Below are 18396 nucleotides of genomic sequence, written 5' to 3' on the forward strand. Positions count from 1 at the left end.
GGTGGGGCGGGGTGGTGCGGGAGGGCGAGTGACATGCCGGTCACGCCACCACGGGGGCGGCCGGTACCCCACCCGCTCACCCCCGACGTGTGCGCGAGCCGTGGCTCGCCGGGCCCGGACTGTGCACCGCCACAGCCCGCTCGCCGGTCGCCCGGGGCGCGGGCAGGCCCGTAGGACTTCCGGACCGCCGGACCGCCGGACCGTCGGACCGCCGGAGCGCCGGAGCGCCGGAGCGCCGGAGCGCCGGAGCGCCGACCTGCGTACCCGCCGGGCTGCTGGTCCACGTACCCAACGACCCGTAACCCCCGTGCGGAGGGCGGGCGTTCAGTCGCCGAGGAGGCGGCGGGCGGTCAGGGCGAGCGAGGTGTCGACGACGTCCGCGGGCCGGGTGAGCGAGCGGCCCGTGAGCTGTTCGAAACGGCGCAGCCGGTTGAGGACCGTGTTGCGGTGGCAGTACAGCCGGGTCGCCGCGCGCTGCGCGGAACCGTCGCTGTCGAGCCAGACGCACACGGTGTCCAGCAGCAGATCCCGGTCGCCCGGGTCGAGGCTGAGCAGCGGGCCCAGGACCCGGTGGACCAGCGCCGCGCCCAGAGCGGGCGCGGACACCAGCAGGGCCGCCGGCAGATGCTCGTCGAGCAGGACCGTGCCGCCGGCCTCCGGACAGGCGCGCAGCGCGGTCTCGGAGAGCCGGCGCGCGTCCCCGACCGACGCCAGGCCCTCCACGGCACGGCTGATGCCGACCCGGGCCCCGACGGGTGCGGTCACCCGGTCGACCAGGTCGGCCGGCTCGCTCTCGCCGAGGTGCACGATGGCGTGCTCCGCGTCCGCCCCGGCATGCCAGTGCGCCCGCATCCCGGGCGGCACCGACAGCAGCGGGGTGCCGGTGTGGGCGGCCGGGTGCGCGGCGGCCACGCTCACCACCGCGTATCTGCCGTGCTCGGGCAGCTCCAGCGCGGCGGCGACGTCCGGCAGGTCGGCGATGCGGGTGGTGCCGTCGAGGAGGGCGGTGGTCATGAGCCGCAGCCGGTTCTCCCGGCGCCAGGCGAGCTGCCGTTCCACCTGCCGGTAGGCGTCGGCGACCAGCGTGCAGTGCTCGTCGACGAAGTTCCACACGTCGGCGGCCACATGCACGAGCAGGCGTACGTCGTCGGGGTCGCGCCGCGCGGCCTCCTCGACGAGACCGCGCCACACCAGGGCGCCGCCGAGCCGGAAGGCGTGCAGCAGCGCGTCCAACGGCAGCCCCTGTTCCGCCCGTTCGGCACCGATCCGCCACGAACAGCGCCGGGCGGCGTCCCGGGACTCCCTGGGGCGCAGCAGCGAGCCGACGTTGTGGCGCAGGGAGCGGTGCGCCTCCTGCCAGATGCCCGAGGGGTCGGCTTCGAGGGCCGCCCGGTAGGCGGGCTCCTGTTCCCGGAGCACGGTGAGCAGCCGGTCGGTGAGTTCGGGCAGGTCGTCCATCAGGACGGCGGCCGCGCGGTGCAGCACGGCGACGGCGTCCGCGTCGACGCTGGAACGCAGGGGCGGAGAGGGGGGCGGCGGCTCGGGCACCGCCCGGACACGGGCTCGTACGGCGTTCGGCATCGCAGTCCTCCACCGGGTCGGTTCGCACCGGTGCACGGCACGGCGTTCGTCCTCCGCCGGCGGCTCCGGAGCAGTCCTTGGTCCCGAAGGATGACATACCGTCCGGTCGGTCCCCAGAGTGTCGGACTAAATTCCCCGCCGCCCCGGCCAGTCACTCGCGCGCCGGGAACCCGTACCGCGCCGGGGTGGGTTCCCCGGGCCCGCCGCCCGACGCGTCCTCCCGGTCGACGAACCTCGCCAGTTCGATCCGCGAGCGCACCCCGAGGAGCGCGAACACATTGCGCAGATGGTGGTCGACCGTGCGCGGGCTCACCGACAGCCGCATCGCCACCTCGCGGTTGGTGGCCCCCTCCGCGACGAACCGGGCGATCCGCAGCTGCTGCGGTGTCAGCCGGACCAGCGGTCCCCGGGGTTCGGCCGCCGGGGCGTCACCGGTGGCGCGCAGTTCGGCCCGTGCCTGCCGGGCCCACGCACCGGCTCCGCAGCGTTCGAACGCGACCAGGGCGTCGCGCAGCCGCCCCCGCGCCTCGCCCGGCCGCCGTCTGCGCCGCAGCCAATTGCCGAACAGCAGCTGGGTACGGGCACGTTCGAAGTCGCCGCCCACCAGGTCGTGGCGGGCCAGCGCCTCGGTGTAGTGGACCTCCGCCGGGTGGGGGCCGGTGCGGTCGTCGTCGGGGGGCGGGGTGCCGTCGCGTGCCGCCGGTTCCCCCCTGCCGTCGACGGTCTCCAGCAGGGCGCGGCAGCGGGCGAGCAGGGCCGGGGCGGCGGCGTCGATGCCCTGTTCCGCCCAGACGGCGAACTCCTCGACGACCGCGGGCGCGGCCTGCGGTGCGCCGGCCAGCACGGCGGCCTCGACGTAACAGGGCACGGCGAGCATCCGTACCGCGAAGTGGCCGCCGCAGGGGCCGGGCCGCACCAGGGGACCGAGCCGGGCCGCCGCCTCGGGGGCCCGGCCCCGGCTCAGGTCGGTGCGTGCCAGCGCCCACTGGGCCAGCGACGCGGCCAGGGCGAGGCCGTGCGGGTCGGCGACGGCCGAGCAGGCGGCGGCGTGCTCGGCCACGGTGTCGGCGTCGCCCGCCAGGGAGGCGACCAGGGCCAGGACGGCGTGCTGATGGGCGGCGATGTTGCGCTGCCCGGTGCGCAGGGCGGCGCGCAGTCCCTCCTCGGCGTGCACCCGGGCCCGCAGGTGCCGCCCGGCCCGCAGCTCGCCGTAGGCCAGCCGCTCCAGGACCAGGGGTACGAGGGTGGCGTGGCCGCGCGAGCGCGCGACCGCCAGCGCCCGTGCGTGCACCCGGCACGCGGCCGCGAGGTCGCCCACGACCAGCGCCGCGGCACCGGCGCAGACCAGCAGCTCGGGGTCCCCCGCGCGCTCGCCCCGCTCCACGAGCCGGCGCAGCGCCTGCCTGCCCCGCGCGGTCCGCCCGCTCAGCAGGTCCGTCATCCCGGCGCGGTACTCCGCCGCGAAGGTCCGGGCCGGCCACACGGTCGGCCGTACGGCCGGGAGGGACTCGGCGGGGACGGCCGGCAGGACTCTCGAAAGATCCTCGGGGAGGGCGTCGGAGAGGGCGTCGAGGACGACATCGGGGACGACGTCGGGAAAGGCTCGGGCAGGGGCTCCGGGAAGAGCCTGGGGAGGGATGCGGGGCAGAGCCCCGGAGGGGGCGGACAGGGCCCCGGAAGGAGCAGGCAGAGCCCCGGTCGGGGGCAAGGCGCGTGTCGGGTGCGGCACGGGCACCTCGCGGGGGACGGACGGGCCGGATCCGCCGGTGATCCGCAGATAGGACTCCGCGTCGCCCGCGGACCAGGCCGCCTCCATCCCGGCGAGCAGCGCCAGGTCGGTGCGCTGCGCGTCGTAGGGGGCCAGCAGCTCCGCCGCCAGCCGCAGCGCCTCGCAGGCGTCGGCCACGGGCCCGTCCTGGAGTTCGAGCAGCCCGCGGACGAGTTCCGCCCGACCGCGGACCGCGTCGTGCGCCGGCCACGGCCGGGCCGCGGCCAGCAGTTCGCGGGCCCGCGCGGGACGGCCGGCCAGCCGGGCGTGGTCCGCGGCGGCGGCGAGCCGCGCGACCCTGGCACCGTCGTGCTCCGTGAGGACGGCCGCGCGCTCCAGCGCCACCGACCGTTCGGCGTGGGTCCGGCTCGGGTCGTCCTCCGCGACGGCCGCCAGCTCGGCGGCGAGCCGCGGGTCGGGGCCCGGCGCGGCCAGGGCCCGGTGCACCAGGCGCGGCAGCCGTCGTCGTTCACCGGCCAGGGCCAGCGCCAGCAGCGTGTGGGCCTGTCGGCGGCGGGCCGGTGACACCTCGTCACGGACCGCGCGGCGCAGCGGTTCGTCGGCGAACACCACGCGTTCCCCGGCGACGCGCAGGACACCGGCGTCCTCGGCCTCGGCCAGTTCCGCGCGCCCGGCCCCGGCGGCACCGGCCGCCCGCAGGACGAGGAGGAGGTCCGCTCCGTGCCCGTACGGATCCTGCTCCTGCGCGGCCGCGGCCAGCAGCAGGAGCAGCCGGGTCCCGGACGGCAGGTCGCCGGGGCCCGCGCCGCAGGCCCGTACCAGCACGTCGGGGGCGACCAGCGGTCTCGGCAGCGGCAGTTCGCCGCCGAGCTGCCGTGGGCCGAGCCCGGCCAGGGCGTCGGTCAGCAGCCGCGGGTTGCCGACCGTCTCACGGACCAGTACGCGGCGTACGGCGGGGTCGAGGGAACCGGCGGCGAGGTCGTCCGCCAGCGCGTCGGCCGCGGCCGGGTCCAGCGGGCCGAGGCGGACCAGGGGCAGGCCGGCGAGTTCGCCGTCCGGGCGGCCGCGGGCCGCCGCGGACAGCAGCAGGCCGATGGGGCGCGCGGTGTCCAGCCGCCGGGCGACGAACCCGAGGGCCGCGCGGGACGGCCCGTCCCACAGATGTACGTCGTCCACGCACACCAGCAGCGGCCGCACCGAGGTCCGCTCGCCCAGCAGTTCCAGCAGCGCGGCGGGCTCCAGCCCGGCCCCGAGCACCCGCAGCGCCCGCAGCGGGGGGTCCGCGGCCGCGGAGCTGAGCAGGGCGTGCAGACCGCCGTACGGGATGCGGCTCTCGGCCCGGGTGGCCCCGGCGTGCCACACGGTGCCCTCGTCGAAGGTGCGGCGGACCTGCGCGAGCAGTGCGGTGCGTCCGAGTCCCGGGGTCCCGGTGAGGACGAGGGCGCCGCCGCGGTCGGCGCGCAGCCGGGCCAACAGCGCTTCTACGGCTTCCAGTTCCGCGCTCCGGCCGTGGAGCCTGGGCGGGCGGAGCGGACGTGGGGGGATCGTCTGTCCGGTCACGGCCGTCACGTTACGACCGCGCGACCGGCGGCGGAACCAGGTGCCCGAGACCCTCGCCGAGGCCCTCAGGAGCCCTGCGACCTCGGGAAACAGGCCGGCCGGACACCGCCGCACGCTGGGCGCGCTCCTACCGGACCGGAACCATCCTTGTGCGCCCGCACACTCGCTCGCCCGAGGTCAGAGCGGCAGTTGGGCGCGGCGCAGCGGGCCGCTGCACAGGACGACCACACCGCCGAGGCCGCACACCGCGGCACTGGTCACGAAGACGGGGCCGGTGCCCCACCAGCCGATCGCGGCCGCGCTCAGCGGCATGCTGAGCGGGGCGAAGCCGAGGCTGACGATGCCCGCGACGGAGCTGACGCGGCCCAGGTAGGCGGGTTCGGACTGGGTCTGGATCAGGGCGCCGCACAACGCGCCGCTGAGTCCGGTGAGCAGGCCGACGAGGACGGCCACGCCGACGGCCGCGGTCAGATCGGGTACGAAGGCGAGCGCGCCGACCGCGACCGAGCCGGTGATGATCGCACCCGCCGCGACCCGGGCCGCGTGCGGCAGCCGTCCGCGTACGGCCAGCAGCAGCGCGGCGATTCCCGCGCCGGCCCCGAACCCGGCGAGCACCCCGCCCATGCCGGCGGCGCCCCAGCCGCGCCGGTCGGCCAGCAGGGTCAGCCCGACGTTGAGCGGTCCGACGAAGCCGAGGTCGCCGAGGGCGATGGCGACCAGGAGCGGCGCGAGGACCCGGTGCCCGCGGATGTAGCGCAGCCCCTCACGCAGATCCCGCCACGGGCCGCCCGCGCCGGCCTCCGCCACGGCGACGGGAGCCCCGGACGTCTCGGCCGCGTCGGACACGTCGGCAGCGCCCACCGCCGACGCCTCCGGTGTCGCGGCCACCGTCGGCACCGGCGTCACCGCGGCGGGCGCCGCGAGATCCCGGGTCCGTACGGACACCAGCAGCGGGACCGACAGCGCGATCAGCAGTCCGGCCAGGCCGAACGCGCCGGCGGCGCCGCCCAGGGCCACCCCCAGACCGCCGAGCGGCCCGCCCACGACACCGGCGAACCGGATGGCGAGACCGCGCAGGCCCTGGACCCGGGCGAGCTGGTCCGGGCCGGTCAGCCGGGCGGGCAGCGCGCCCACCGCGGGCATGAAGACGGCGTCCACGATGCCGAAGACCACGGCGAGCACGACCAGCGGCCACAGTCCGGGGCCGGAGACGAGGAGCAGGGCCGCGATCGCGAGCACCGCGGCGCAGCGCACGGCGTCGCTGCCGATGACGACCCGGCGCGGCCCGAACCGGTCGGCGACCACGCCCCCGCCGAGCATCAGCAGGGCGCGCGGCACCGCGCTGACGGCCATCACCAGACCGGCCTGCGAGGGCGTCCCGGCCTGGACGGCGGCCCAGGACAGCGCGAGGTAGTAGACGTTGTCCCCGACCATCGACGCGGTGTACGCGCCGAGCCAGCGCAGCACATTGCCGTCGCGATGGGCCGGCCGGGCGGTGGCGCCGGCCGGGGCGGTGAGCGTGGCGGTCACGGGAGATCGTCCTCTCAGAGACGGAACGGAAAACCGTACACGTGCACGGCGACGCTCTCGCGCCCCTCGGTCTCGCCGGCGGCCTGCGCGGCCCGGCCCTTCTCGTCGTACTTCACGACCAGCGCGGTCAGTTCCCGGCGGAGCTCGTCCAGTTCGGCCGGGGTCAGCCGGAGCAGGGACTCGCTGTCGGGGGCGGCGGCGTTCCACTCGGGGCCCCAGGTGGAGCGCTCGTCGAGGTAGCGGCGGTACATCTCGGCCCGCTGGTCGTGGAAGAGCCGGGTGGCCGCCAGATGCGCGGCCACCCTTTCGGGCGCGTCCCGGAAGTCCCGGTCGCGGATGGTCACGCCCTCGGACGCGGGCTGCCACCACCGCTCCCGGCCGTCCTCGCTCTGCGCCTCGGCCTCCTGGATCAGGCCGTGCGCCGCGAGCTTGCGCAGGTGGTAGCTGACCAGGGAGACCGCCTCGTCGACCTGCTCGGCAAGCTGCGACGCGGTCGCCCTCTCCGCCACGCACAGTCCCCGGTACAGCCGCATCCGCAGCGGATGCGCCAGTGCCTTGAGCGTCCCCACGTCCGTGACGGAACGGCTCCCCGCACGGCTCTCCTCGCCTGTCATGCACCTCACCGTAGATACGAAGGGAAAGTTGCGCAATATATTTTGCGCAACTTCTCTTTCGCATCAGACCGAAAGGAAGCCCCGGCCACCGAAGTGACCGGGGCTCACTGCTCACCCGTTGCACCGGACGCGGTGTCACCGCACCGGGCGGCCCGCCTCTCGCAGGGTCTGCTTGACCTCGGCGATGCGCAGGTCGCCGAAGTGGAAGACGGAGGCGGCCAGCACGGCGTCCGCGCCCGCCTCGACGGCCGGCGGGAAGTCGCCGAGGCGGCCCGCGCCGCCGGAGGCGATCACCGGGACCGTCACATGCTTGCGGACGGCGGCGATCATCTCCAGGTCGTAGCCGTCCTTGGTGCCGTCCGCGTCCATCGAGTTCAGCAGGATCTCGCCGGCGCCCAGCTCGGCGGCCCGGTGCGCCCACTCGACCGCGTCGATGCCGGTGCCCCTGCGGCCGCCGTGCGTGGTCACCTCGAAGCTCCCGGAGGGCGTCCGCCGGGCGTCGACCGAGAGCACCAGGACCTGCCGGCCGAAGCGCTCCGCGATCTCCCGGATCAGCTCGGGCCGGGCGATGGCGGCCGTATTGACGCCCACCTTGTCGGCGCCCGCCCGCAGCAGCTTGTCCACGTCCTCCGCGGCACGCACCCCGCCACCGACGGTCAGCGGGATGAACACCTGCTCGGCGGTGCGGCGCACCACGTCGTACGTGGTCTCCCGGTTGCCCGAGGAGGCGGTGATGTCCAGGAACGTCAGCTCGTCGGCGCCCTCGGCGTCGTACACCTTCGCCATCTCGACGGGGTCGCCCGCGTCGCGCAGGTTCTGGAAGTTGACGCCCTTGACGACCCGTCCGTTGTCCACGTCCAGGCAGGGGATGACTCGGACCGCCAGGGTCATGAATCCACGGCTCCTCTGAATGCTTCTATTTCCACTTCGACCAGGATGCGCGGGTCGACGAAGCCCTCCACGACCAGCAGGGTCGAGACCGGGCGCACCGCGTCGAAGAGTTCCTTGTGGGCGCGCCCCACGGCTTCCACGTCCCGCACATGGCTCAGGTACATCCGCGTGCGGATCACCGCGTCGATCCCGAGTCCGAACTCGCCGATCGCCTCGACCGCACCGGTGAAGGCGACCTTGGCCTGCTCGTACGGGTCGCCCTCCCCGTACAGCACGCGGCCCTTGAAGGCCGTCGTGCCCGCCACCAGGACGCGGTCGCCCGCCGCGACGGCGCGCGCGAAGCCGTGGGACTCCTCCCAGGGGCTCCCGCTCTGCACCCGCCGCACGGCCTCGGACGTCATGACACGGTGTCCAGAATCACGATGTGGCCTCCAGGGCCTCTTCCAGGGTGAACGCCTTGGCGTACAGGGCCTTGCCGACGATGGCGCCCTCGACTCCGAGGGGTACCAGCTCGGCGATGGCCCGCAGGTCGTCCAGCGACGACACGCCGCCGGACGCCACGACCGGGCGATCCGTGGCGGCGCAGACGTTGCGCAGCAGTTCCAGGTTGGGGCCCTGGAGGGTGCCGTCCTTGGCGATGTCGGTGACGACGTACCGCGCGCAGCCCTCCTTGTCGAGCCGGGCCAGCGTCTCGTACAGGTCGCCGCCGTCGCGGGTCCAGCCGCGGCCGCGCAGGGTCGTGCCGCGGACGTCGAGACCCACCGCGATCTTGTCGCCGTGCCGGGCGATGACCTCGGCGACCCACTCGGGGGTCTCCAGCGCGGCCGTGCCCAGGTTGACCCGGGTGCAGCCGGTGGCGAGCGCGGCGGCGAGGGTATCGTCGTCGCGGATGCCGCCGGACAGCTCCACCTTGATGTCCATCGCGCTCGCGACCTCGGCGATCAGGGCGCGGTTGTCGCCGGTGCCGAACGCGGCGTCCAGGTCGACCAGGTGCAGCCACTCGGCACCCGAGCGCTGCCAGGCGAGGGCGGCCTCCAGGGGAGAGCCGTACGAGGTCTCCGACCCGGACTCGCCGTGCACGAGGCGGACGGCCTGGCCGTCACGGACGTCGACGGCGGGGAGGAGTTCGAGCTTCGAGGCCATCAGAGGGTTCCGATCCAGTTGTTCAGCAGCTGGGCTCCGGCGTCGCCGGACTTCTCGGGGTGGAACTGCGTGGCCCACAGGGCCCCGTTCTCCACGGCGGCCACGAACGGCTCGCCGTGCGTCGACCAGGTCACCTTGGGCGCGTTCATGGCCGGGTTGTGCGTCTCCAGGGACCAGTCGTGGACCGCGTAGGAGTGCACGAAGTAGAAGCGCGCGTCGGGGTCCAGGCCGGCGAACAGCTCGGAGCCGGCCGGCGCGTCGACGGTGTTCCAGCCCATGTGGGGCACGATCTCGGCCTGGAGCGGTTCGACCGAGCCGGGCCACTCGTCGAGGCCCTCGGTCTCCACCCCGTGCTCGATGCCGCGGGCGAACAGGATCTGCATGCCGACGCAGATGCCCATCACGGGGCGGCCGCCGGACAGCCGGCGGTCGATGATCCAGTCGCCGCGGGCGGCGCGCAGGCCGTTCATGCAGGCGGCGAAGGCCCCGACGCCCGGCACCAGCAGGCCGTCGGCGTTCATGGCGGTGTCGAAGTCACGCGTGATCTCGACCTCGGCGCCGGTGCGCGCCAGGGCGCGTTCGGCGGAACGCACGTTCCCGAAGCCGTAGTCGAAGACGACGACCTTCCTGGGGGCGCTCAATTCCACACCTCCAGCCGTACGACACCGGCCACCAGGCACATGGCGGCGGCGATGGACAGCAGCACGATGAGGCTCTTGGGCATCTCCTGCTGCACGAAGGAGTAGATACCGCCGACGAGGAAGAGCCCGACGACGATCAGGATGGCGGACAGACCGGTCATGGGTTACAGCGCGCCCTTCGTGGAGGGAAGAATGCCGGCGGCGCGCGGGTCGCGCTCGCTCGCGTAGCGCAGGGCCCGCGCGAGCGCCTTGAACTGGCACTCGACGATGTGGTGGGCGTTGCGTCCGTACGGCACGTGCACGTGCAGCGCGATCTGCGCCTGGGCCACGAAGGACTCCAGGATGTGCCGGGTCATCGTGGTGTCGTACGCGCCGATCATCGGCGCCATGTTCTCGGGCTCGGTGTGCACGAGGTAGGGGCGGCCGGAGAGGTCGACGGTGACCTGGGCGAGGGACTCGTCCAGCGGGACCGTGCAGTTGCCGAAGCGGTAGATGCCCACCTTGTCGCCGAGCGCCTGCTTGAAGGCGGCGCCGAGCGCGAGGGCGGTGTCCTCGATGGTGTGGTGCGAGTCGATGTGCAGGTCGCCCTCGGTCTTCACGGTCAGGTCGAACAGACCGTGCCGGCCGAGCTGGTCGAGCATGTGGTCGTAGAAGCCGACACCGGTGGAGATGTCCGTCCTCCCGGTGCCGTCGAGGTCGATCTCGACCAGGACACCCGTCTCCTTGGTCGTCCGCTCCACGCGTCCCACGCGGTTCATGCGCTCTGCTCCTTCGGGGGTGTGGGGGTGGCCCCCACAAGACACTGCACTTCACGGACCGCGTCGAGGAACGCGTCGTTCTCCTGCGGGGTCCCGGCGGTGACCCGCAGCCACCCCGGTACGCCGTTGTCCCGGACCAGGACCCCGTGTTCGAGGATCTTCCGCCAGACGGCGTGGGCGTCCTCGAACCGCCCGAACTGCACGAAGTTCGCGTCCGACTCGGTGACCTCGTAGCCGATCGCCCGGAGCTCGCGGACCAGCCGGTCCCGCTCCTCCTTCAGCCGCTCGACGTACTTCAGCAGGGTGCCGGTGTGCTCCAGGGCCGCCAGCGCGGTCGCCTGAGTGACGGCCGACAGGTGGTAGGGCAGCCGGACCAGCTGCACGGCGTCGACCACCGCCGGGTGCGCGGCGAGATAGCCCAGGCGCAGCCCCGCCGCGCCGAAGGCCTTCGACATGGTGCGCGAGACGACGAGGTGCGGCCGTCCTTCGAGCAGCGGCAGCAGCGAGGCGCCGTGGCTGAACTCGACGTACGCCTCGTCCACGACCACGACGGACGGCTTGGCCGCCTGCGCGGCCTCGTACAGCGCGAGGACCGTCTCGGGCGGGACCGCGTTGCCGGTGGGGTTGTTGGGAGTCGTGATGAACACGACGTCCGGCCGGTTCTCGGCGATCGCCCGCTCGGCGGCGGCGAGGTCGATCGTGAAGTCGGCGCCCCGCGGGCCGGAGATCCAGCCGGTGCCGGTGCCGCGCGCGATGAGCGCGTGCATCGAGTACGACGGCTCGAAGCCGATCGCCGTACGGCCCGGTCCGCCGAAGGTCTGGAGCAGCTGCTGGATGACCTCGTTGGAGCCGTTGGCGGCCCAGACGTTCTCCAGGCCGACCCGGTGGCCGGCGGTGTCCGTCAGGTACTCGGCGAGCTTGGTGCGCAGCTCGACGGCGTCCCGGTCCGGGTAGCGGTTGAGGTCCCGGGCGGCCGCGCGCACCCGCTCGGTGATCCGCTCGACCAGCACCTCGGGCAGCGGGTAGGGGTTCTCGTTGGTGTTCAGCCGTACGGGCACGTCGAGCTGGGGCGCGCCGTAGGGGGACTGGCCGCGCAGCTCGTCGCGGACGGGGAGATCGTCGATTCCGAGCGTCACTTTCCGGGCACCTTCCAACCGAACCTCGCCTTGACCGCCGCGCCGTGCGCGGGCAGGTCCTCCGCCTCCGCCAGCGTGACCACGTGATGCGCGACCTCGGCCAGCGCGTCCTTCGTGTAGTCGACGATGTGGATGCCGCGCAGGAACGACTGCACGGACAGGCCCGAGGAGTGGCAGGCGCAGCCGCCGGTCGGCAGCACGTGGTTGGAGCCGGCCGCGTAGTCGCCCAGCGACACCGGCGCCCAGGGGCCGACGAAGACCGCGCCGGCGTTGCGCACCCGGTCGGCGACGGCGGCGGCGTCGGCCGTCTGGATCTCCAGGTGCTCGGCGCCGTAGGCGTCGACCACCCGCAGGCCCTCCTCGACGCCGTCGACGAGCACGATCGCCGACTGCCTGCCCTTGAGCGCGGGCAGGATCCGGTCGTCGATGTGCTTGGTGGCCTCGACCTGCGGCTGGAGCTCCCGCTCCACCGCGTCCGCCAGTTCGGGCGAGTCGGTGACGAGGACGGCGGCGGCGAGCGGGTCGTGCTCGGCCTGGCTGATCAGGTCGGCGGCAACGTGCACCGGGTCGGCCGTGGCGTCCGCGAGGATCGCGATCTCGGTCGGTCCGGCCTCGGCGTCGATGCCGATCTTCCCGGTGAAGAAGCGCTTGGCGGCGGCGACCCAGATGTTGCCGGGGCCGGTGACCATGTTGGCGGGCGGGCAGGACTCGGTGCCGTACGCGAACATCGCGACGGCGGTGGCGCCGCCCGCCGCGTACACCTCGTCGACGCCGAGCAGGGCGCACGCGGCGAGGATCGTGGGGTGCGGCAGCCCGCCGAACTCGGCCTGGGCCGGCGAGGCGAGCGCGACCGACGGGACGCCGGCCTCCTGCGCGGGCACCACGTTCATGATCACGGAGGAGGGGTAGACGGACCGGCCGCCGGGCGCGTACAGCCCGACCCGGTCGACCGGCACCCACTTCTCGGTCACCGAGCCGCCGGGCACCACCTGGGTCGTGTGCGTCGTACGGCGCTGGGCGCGGTGCACGAGCCGGGCGCGCCGGACGGACTCCTCCAGGGCGGCACGCACGGCCGGGTCGAGCTGCTCCAGCGCGTCGGCCAGCGCCCGGGCCGGGACGCGTACGGACTCCAGGCGTACGCCGTCGAATTTCTCGGCGAAGTCGATCAGTGCCGCGTCGCCCCGATGATGCACGGCCTCGCAGATCGGACGCACCTTCTCCAGGGCGGCCGAGACGTCGAAGTCGGCTCGGGGCAGCAGGTCGCGCAGGGCGAGGCCCTCGGGGAGGGCGTCGCCGCGCAGATCGATTCGGGAGATCACGGACTCAATTCTCGCAGACCCGGATCGGACGCCGTCCGCGCGTATCAATGGCTGATACAGAGCGGCGGCCCGGGCAGGTGGCGCATTCCGCCCGAACCCGGAAGATCCCCTTCACGTCTTGCGTTCGGGGCGTCACTCAGCGGGCATCAACGCCTGTGCGGCGAAGCGACCCGCGAGTAGCCGGGGAGGGAGTGAAGAACCGTGACCGAGGGGACCCAGACCCGCACCGGGGATCTGCCGGACGACCTGACCGCCGCCGAGGCCGGCATGTGGCAGTCGTTCCGCAACGGCAGCGTGTACGACCTCAGCAGCGGGGACGCGGTCGTCGACGACCCGCACGGGGGGCATCCCTGGGGACCCGAGCGGACCGTGCGGGCCCGGATACTGGCCTGGCTGCTGCTGGACGGGCCGCCGGCGCTGGCCGGGCGGGTGGCGTCGCTGAAACTGGCCGGGGTACAGATCAGCGGCGTGCTGGATCTGGCCGGCGGCACGGTGGTGCCGTACATGGAGCTGAAGAACTGCCGCTTCGAGCGGGAGGTGCTGCTGCCGGAGGCCCGCTTCACGACCGTGCGCCTGGTGAACTGCGCGGTACCGCGGCTGGAGGCGGCCCGGGTGCACACCGAGGGCGACCTGCATCTGCCGCGCTGCCGCTTCCACCACGGGGTCCGGCTCACCGACGCGCACATCGGCACGGACCTGCTGCTCAACCAGGCCGTCGTCGACCGGGACCGCAGCGGCCGCTCGATCGCCGCCGACGGCATGTCGGTGGGCCAGGACCTCCAGGCCGAGCTCCTGGAGTCGCACGGCGAGCTGAGCCTGCGCGCGGCGACGGTGGGCGTGTCGCTGAGCCTGCGCGGCGCGCAGCTCGCCAATCCGTACACCCGGTTCGCCCTGAACGCGCCCCAGCTGACCGTCGGACGCACGCTGTACCTGACCCCGGCGGGCGTCGGCGCCCAGGTGCCGAACGGCGCGACCCCGCCGCAGGGCACGCGCGTGCAGCGGTTCGAGTGCCGGGGCGGCATGCGGCTGGACGACGGACGGTTCGGGGACGCGATCGACCTGGAGCGGGCCCGGTTCCTGCTCACCGACGACCAGGCGCTGTCGCTGCTGCGGGTGCAGACCCCGGAGCTGCGCTTCCTCGGGGAGCGGCCGCAGCGCGGCACGGTGGTGCTGTCGGGGGCGCGGATCGTCAACCTCGTCGACCGGGCGGCCAGCTGGCCGGGCCCCGGCCGGCTGCACATGGGCGGCTTCTCGTACGAGAACCTCGTGCCGCACGGCCCCTTCCCGCTGACCGAGCGGCTGGGGTGGGTGGCCGCGGCGACCGCCGAGTACAACCCGGAGCCGTACGAGCGGCTCGCGGCCGTGCTGCGCGAGAGCGGCGAGGACGAGGACGCCCGCGAGGTGCTCCTGGCCAAGCAGCGCCACCGCCGGGAGACCCTGCCGCCGGCCGCCAAGCTCTGGGGGTACGCGCAGGACTGGACGGTCGCCTACGGCTACCGGCCGGGCAGGGCGGCGGTGTGGATGGCGGTGCTGTGGGCGGCCGGGACGCTCGCCTTCGCGCATGCCGGGCGCCCGCCGGTCAACGGCGACGGGAACCCGGAGTGGGACCCGGCCCTGTTCGCCCTGGACCTGCTGCTGCCGGTCGTCGACCTCGGGCAGGTCGGCCTGTGGCAGCTCGACGGCGGCCGGCAGTGGCTGGCAGCGGCGATGGTCCTGCTCGGCTGGGTCCTGGCGACGACGGTGGCGACGGGGGCCACCCGGATGCTCCGGCGCAGCTGACGCCCGGGAACCGCACGGACGGGCGTTCGGGAGCGCGCGGCGACACCCGCGCCCGGCCGAACGGCGTACGGGCAGGCTCACGGGGGCCGCACCGAGGACCGCCCGCGGGTGGCCGCGGTGCGCGGGCGGGCTGCGGGGCGGGCTGCGCGACGGGCCTGTCCAGCCCTCCGTACGGTCCGCCGGGCCGCACGGCGGGCTGCGGCGCAGCAGCCGTTCGACACCCCTTACCCGCGGTACGCTCACAGTCCCTCCACAGGTGCGTGATCACCACGTTTTACCGGTCCTTGACCATCCGTCGTACAACTTTCCTTTTCTTCCGCGGACCCTCTGGCGCGGCCGCGACCTGCGGCTTTTCAATGGGCTGCACCATGGCTCTGCTGCCCCCCTTCATCCGGCCGTCGCGGATGAGAACCGCCGCCCCCCGCCCTGTCGCCGGACCCCCCGCCGACGACGAGGTTTTCCTCGACGCGCCCGACGAACGCATCGCCCCGGTGCTGGTCGCGGCCGCCCGGGGGGATCACGGGCCCGCCGCGGAGCTGCTCGCCGCCACCCGTCGTCACGCCGACTGGGAGAGCCGCGACCGGTACGTGATGCGCCTCGCCTCCTTCGCCCGGTGCCGCGACGAGTGGTTCGAGAACTGGCGCGCCGCCGCCCCCGGCAACCCTGACGTGCTGCTGGTCGGAGCCCAGCTGGCGGTGCGCCGCGTCTGGGACTCCCCCGCCCGGGCGGAGCTGCTGCGCTCCACCAGCCCGCTGATCACGGCCGCCGCGCGCAGCGACGACCGCGACCCGGTGCCGTGGCGGCTGGCGCTGGACCACGCGCGCGGTTCGCGCGCCGGGCACCGCTACTTCGGGGAGCTGTGGGAGGCGGCGGTGCGCCGCTCACCGCACCACCACGGCTGCCATGTAGCGGCCCTGAAGTACCTCGCGAGCGCCTGGCACGGCTCGCACCGCGAGTGCTTCGACTTCGCCGAGCTGGCCGCCCAGGACGCGCCGTCCGGCTCGCTCGTCCAGGCGCTGCCGCTGCGCGCGGCCTTCGCCTACCTCACCGACGGCTGCGGCCCCGAGGTGCCGCGCGAGCGGCTGCACGCCGCGGCCGACCGGACCGTCGAGCTGTCCGCCCGGTACCCGGCGGCCGACCCCTGGCCCGCGGAGATCCGCAACCTCGCCGTCTACGTCCTGGTCCGCCTCGGACGCCACGAGGACGCCCGGGAACAGCTGCGGCTGACCGGCCCGTACGTCACCTCCTTCCCCTGGGACCGGGTCTCCGACGACCCGCTGGGGCGGTTCCTGGAAGTGCGCGAGAACGCCCGGCGAACACCCCCGGCGGAGCCCGGGCAGCGTCCACGGAACGGGCGTGGCGACCGCGCCCGCTCCGTCGACCATTAGGCTTCTGCGCCGTGACCACCGTCCGGCTTCCGCTCTTCCCCCTGAACTCGGTGCTCTTCCCGGGTCTCGTCCTGCCGCTCAACGTCTTCGAGGAGCGTTATCGCGCCATGATGCGCGAGCTGCTGAAGACGCCCGAGGACGAGCCGCGCCGGTTCGCCGTAGTGACCATCCGCGACGGCCATGAAGTGGCGCCCAGCGCGCCCGGCATGCCGGACCCGACCGCCGTGCCCGAGCGCGGGCCCGCCGCGGGCTTCGGCGCGGACCCGGCGAAGGCGTTCCACGGCATCGGCTGCATCGCCGACGCGGCGACCGTCCGGGAGCGGGCGGATGGCACCTTCGAGGTGCTGGCGACCGGCACGACCCGGGTGCGGCTGGTGTCCGTGGACGCGTCGGGGCCGTTCCTGACGGCCGAGCTGGAGGAGCTCCCGGAGGAGCCGGGCGACGAGGCAGGGGCGCTGGCCGAGGGCGTGCTGCGGGCGTTCAAGCAGTACCAGAAGCGGCTGGCGGGCGCCCGGGAGCGGTCCCTGACGACGGGCGCGGACCTGCCCGACGAACCGTCCGTGGTGTCCTACCTGGTGGCGGCCGCGATCATGCTCGACACGCCCAGCAAGCAGCGGCTGCTCCAGGCCCCCGACACCGCGTCCCGGCTCCGCGAGGAGCTGAAGCTGCTGCGCTCCGAGACGGCCATCATCCGCAACCTGCCGTCGCTGCCCGCGTCGGAGCTGACGCGCACCCCGACCAGCCTGAACTGACGTACGAACGCACCCCGAGGAGCCGGCCGGCATGGCGAAGAAGGCGAAGAAGCAGCAGCCGGGCGGCACGCCCGCGACGGTGGCGCTGACCGCGGCCGGCGTGGACTACACGGTCCACGCCTACGAACACGACCCCGCCCACCCCTCCTACGGCGAGGAGGCGGCCGAGGCCATGGGCGTCTCCCCCGAGCGGGTCTTCAAGACACTGGTCGCGGACGTGGACGGCGCGCTGACGGTGGCCGTGGTCCCGGTGGCGGGCCAGCTCGACCTGAAGGCCCTGGCGTCGGCGGTCGGCGGCAAGCGGGCGGTCATGGCGGACCCGGCCCTGGCGGAGCGCACCACGGGGTACGTGCGCGGCGGCATCTCCCCGCTCGGCCAGCGCAAGAAGCTCCGTACCGTCCTGGACGACTCGGCGACCGGCCACTCCACCATCTGCGTCTCGGCGGGCCGCCGCGGCCTGGAGGTGGAACTCTCCCCCACCGACCTCGCGGGCCTCACGGCCGCGACCCTGGCGCCCATCGGACGCGCCTGACCGTTCCTAAGGACTGAGCGGGAGTGGGTCCTGTCTCCAGGACTGTGGTTGCTCGGCCGAACGCCCCGAACGGTGTTGGGTGTTCTGGTTGCCCGCTTTCGCTCCGCTGCCGGGCGGCACGCATCCGGTGCGTGGTCCGGGGATGCGGGGGCGGGGTCCCTCACGCCGTCGGGTGTCCGGTCCGGCCTGGGCGGTCCGATGCCCTACACGATCGCTCCGGTCGTGTGGGGGCGGTGCCGTCCGTCGCCGGATCGGGTGTCCGAGGGCGCGTCGCCCGATCGCGATGCTCGCTGCATCGTGCCGGGAAACCTTGCGGGTACTGCTGGTCAGTGGCTTTTGCCAGTGCTGGGCGCCCCACCGTGAGGTGTAGGCCGGATCGACCGCGACCACCGCGATCTCCTGTTCGGCGGCCATCGACACCAGCCGCGCCCTGAGCCTGGCGGTGGGGAAGCGGGCGATGAGGCGGCGGAAGCGCTTGTTGCGGCCGTGCTTCTCCCGGCTGCTGCTGTCGGTGAAGTCCAGGTCCTCGATCGCGATCGCCGCCGCGCCGGTGTGACGGGTGTGGTGCAGCAGGCGGGTCAGCGCGTGCCTGATCTGTGCGTCGCGGTGCGCGGTGGTGCCGGACAGGTCGTAGAAGAGGCGGCGGGGCTCACCGACCGGGTTGCCGTGCGCGTCCAGACGCCAGGCGGCGAGGTGGTCGTCGTTCATGTCGACACCGACCACACCCCGCGCCAGCGCCGCCTCAAGCGGCAGGACGGGGGCGGGGGTGTGCTGCCAGGAGGCGGTCACATACCAGCGGCCCCGCACCACATCGTGGTGGATGCGGTAGGCGACCGCCTGGTCGGCGGTGATCCGCTCCAGCCACTCCCGGCCGCGGTGGGTGAAGACGACGCTCGCTTCAAGGAGGTAGCGGCCGTGCGGAGCGTTGGCCAGATGGGCCAGCGCGGCCGGGAGCTTGAGGGTGAGCCGTCCGGTGTCGGTGACGCGGATCGTCTCGTTGCCGAAGCGCTTGCCGGACTCCCCGTCCGCGCTCAGGAACATCC

Annotated in this window: 17 protein-coding genes; 4 read left to right on the forward strand and 13 right to left on the reverse strand. The window is 74.3% G+C overall.

The annotated features are described in order from the left end of the window. Nucleotides 1–324 precede the first annotated feature (324 nt). The 12 genes from FNH09_RS33785 to hisD form a co-directional block, all read right to left on the reverse strand. Entirely contained in the window at nucleotides 325–1581 is a 1257-nt protein-coding gene (locus FNH09_RS33785; RefSeq protein WP_152893716.1) for a PucR family transcriptional regulator, read from the reverse strand. A 151-nt stretch (nucleotides 1582–1732) separates the two neighbouring features. Further along, nucleotides 1733–4870, reverse strand: a complete 3138-nt coding sequence (locus FNH09_RS33790) for a helix-turn-helix transcriptional regulator (protein ID WP_338017769.1) — start codon at nucleotides 4868–4870, stop codon at nucleotides 1733–1735. A gap of 177 nt (nucleotides 4871–5047) precedes the next feature. Then, nucleotides 5048–6400, reverse strand: coding sequence for an MFS transporter (locus tag FNH09_RS33795; RefSeq protein WP_162469500.1), 1353 nt, complete (start codon nucleotides 6398–6400; stop codon nucleotides 5048–5050). A 14-nt stretch (nucleotides 6401–6414) separates the two neighbouring features. Next, a complete protein-coding gene (locus tag FNH09_RS33800; protein WP_152893717.1) occupies nucleotides 6415–7014 on the reverse strand; it encodes a winged helix-turn-helix domain-containing protein in 600 nt (199 codons plus the stop codon). A 135-nt stretch (nucleotides 7015–7149) separates the two neighbouring features. Beyond that, nucleotides 7150–7905: an imidazole glycerol phosphate synthase subunit HisF gene (hisF, locus tag FNH09_RS33805; RefSeq protein WP_152893718.1), complete on the reverse strand. Its 756-nt coding sequence runs from the start codon at nucleotides 7903–7905 to the stop codon at nucleotides 7150–7152. Then, nucleotides 7902–8306 carry a RidA family protein gene (locus FNH09_RS33810; RefSeq protein WP_152893719.1) on the reverse strand — a complete coding sequence of 135 codons (405 nt, stop codon included), beginning with the start codon at nucleotides 8304–8306 and terminating at the stop codon, nucleotides 7902–7904. Before FNH09_RS33810 ends, hisF begins: the two co-directional genes overlap by 4 nt. A 16-nt stretch (nucleotides 8307–8322) precedes the next feature. Continuing rightward, the gene (priA, locus tag FNH09_RS33815) at nucleotides 8323–9048 is read right to left on the reverse strand and encodes a bifunctional 1-(5-phosphoribosyl)-5-((5-phosphoribosylamino)methylideneamino)imidazole-4-carboxamide isomerase/phosphoribosylanthranilate isomerase PriA (RefSeq protein WP_152893720.1); all 726 of its coding nucleotides are present in this window, start codon (nucleotides 9046–9048) and stop codon (nucleotides 8323–8325) included. Beyond that, complete coding sequence (gene hisH, locus FNH09_RS33820) at nucleotides 9048–9689, reverse strand: imidazole glycerol phosphate synthase subunit HisH (protein ID WP_152893721.1); 642 nt, start codon at nucleotides 9687–9689, stop codon at nucleotides 9048–9050. The genes priA and hisH overlap by 1 nt, the downstream gene beginning before the upstream one ends. Next, nucleotides 9686–9850 carry a hypothetical protein gene (locus tag FNH09_RS47870; RefSeq protein ID WP_202919809.1) on the reverse strand — a complete coding sequence of 55 codons (165 nt, stop codon included), beginning with the start codon at nucleotides 9848–9850 and terminating at the stop codon, nucleotides 9686–9688. Before FNH09_RS47870 ends, hisH begins: the two co-directional genes overlap by 4 nt. Nucleotides 9851–9853: 3 nt before the next feature. Then, nucleotides 9854–10447: an imidazoleglycerol-phosphate dehydratase HisB gene (gene hisB / locus FNH09_RS33825; protein WP_152893722.1), complete on the reverse strand. Its 594-nt coding sequence runs from the start codon at nucleotides 10445–10447 to the stop codon at nucleotides 9854–9856. Continuing rightward, the gene (locus FNH09_RS33830; protein WP_162469501.1) at nucleotides 10444–11583 is read right to left on the reverse strand and encodes a histidinol-phosphate transaminase; all 1140 of its coding nucleotides are present in this window, start codon (nucleotides 11581–11583) and stop codon (nucleotides 10444–10446) included. Before FNH09_RS33830 ends, hisB begins: the two co-directional genes overlap by 4 nt. After that, complete coding sequence (gene hisD, locus FNH09_RS33835) at nucleotides 11580–12902, reverse strand: histidinol dehydrogenase (protein ID WP_162469502.1); 1323 nt, start codon at nucleotides 12900–12902, stop codon at nucleotides 11580–11582. Before hisD ends, FNH09_RS33830 begins: the two co-directional genes overlap by 4 nt. 201 nt (nucleotides 12903–13103) lie before the next feature. On the opposite strand from hisD, the gene FNH09_RS33840 reads away from it, so the two are divergent. The 4 genes from FNH09_RS33840 to ybaK all read left to right on the forward strand — a co-directional run bounded on the left by FNH09_RS33840 (nucleotide 13104) and on the right by ybaK (nucleotide 17353). Continuing rightward, nucleotides 13104–14681, forward strand: coding sequence for an oxidoreductase (locus FNH09_RS33840; protein ID WP_162469503.1), 1578 nt, complete (start codon nucleotides 13104–13106; stop codon nucleotides 14679–14681). A gap of 368 nt (nucleotides 14682–15049) precedes the next feature. Next, complete coding sequence (locus FNH09_RS33845) at nucleotides 15050–16069, forward strand: hypothetical protein (RefSeq protein WP_420802803.1); 1020 nt, start codon at nucleotides 15050–15052, stop codon at nucleotides 16067–16069. 11 nt (nucleotides 16070–16080) lie between these two features. Then, nucleotides 16081–16821, forward strand: a complete 741-nt coding sequence (locus FNH09_RS33850) for an LON peptidase substrate-binding domain-containing protein (protein WP_162469504.1) — start codon at nucleotides 16081–16083, stop codon at nucleotides 16819–16821. Nucleotides 16822–16852: 31 nt separating this feature from the next. After that, nucleotides 16853–17353 carry a Cys-tRNA(Pro) deacylase gene (ybaK, locus tag FNH09_RS33855; protein WP_152893726.1) on the forward strand — a complete coding sequence of 167 codons (501 nt, stop codon included), beginning with the start codon at nucleotides 16853–16855 and terminating at the stop codon, nucleotides 17351–17353. A 6-nt stretch (nucleotides 17354–17359) separates the two neighbouring features. Here the strand turns inward: ybaK and FNH09_RS47255 are convergent. Further along, nucleotides 17360–18396 (reverse strand): nuclease/transposase family protein (locus FNH09_RS47255; RefSeq protein ID WP_476691274.1); only part of this gene is annotated, 1037 nt, incomplete at its 5' end.

Origin of the sequence: Streptomyces adustus, from assembly GCF_009377175.1 — a bacterium.
GTDB classification, from domain to species: Bacteria; Actinomycetota; Actinomycetes; order Streptomycetales; family Streptomycetaceae; genus Streptomyces; species Streptomyces adustus.